The sequence below is a fragment of the Mycobacterium sp. NGS17 genome (assembly GCF_059813205.1).
This window is the reverse complement of sequence record NZ_JCALED010000036.1, coordinates 1-613: the sequence shown is the minus strand read 5'-3', so window position 1 is coordinate 613 and position 613 is coordinate 1. Positions and strand designations below refer to the sequence as shown.

Sequence of the window (613 nt, the reverse complement as noted above, 5' to 3'; positions counted from 1 at the left end):
GCCCACATACCCATACGCCACACCACGGCCGGCCACATACAACTCCCCGACCACACCGGCCGGCACCGGACGCAACCAACCATCGAGTACGAACAGGGCGGCTCCCGGTACCGGCGCACCGATCGGCACCCCCGAACCCGGGGCCAGCGGCGCACTGATCGCCACGCACATCGTCGTCTCAGTAGGACCGTAGGCGTTGACCATTACCCGCCCGCGCGCCCAGCGGTCCACCACCTCGACCGGGCACGCCTCGCCGACCACTACCAATGCCGCCGACTCCAATCCCTGCCGGGACAGCCCAGCCACGGCCGACGGAGTCTGGGTCAGCACGCTGACCCGTTCCCTGACCAGCAGGTCGTGGAAGTCGTGCGGCGAGCCCGCCACCTCCTCGGGTACCACCACAACCCGACCGCCGCGTAGTAGCGCGCCGAAGATCTCCCACACCGACACGTCGAACGCCAGCGAATGACAGAGCGGCCAGGCCCCGCTGGGCGGCAGGCCGGCATCCAGCTGAGCCATCAACTGGGTGACGTTGTGGTGGGGGATGGCTACCCCTTTGGGTGTTCCGGTGGTTCCTGAGGTGTAGATCAGGTAGGCGGTGTCGTCGGGGGCC

General features: G+C 68.5%; 1 protein-coding gene. It reads right to left on the bottom strand.

Annotation, left to right across the window (positions count from 1 at the left end):
* A partial coding sequence (locus AC5Y7E_RS24235; RefSeq protein WP_499950951.1) for an AMP-binding protein occupies window positions 1–613 on the bottom strand: 613 nt, incomplete at both ends.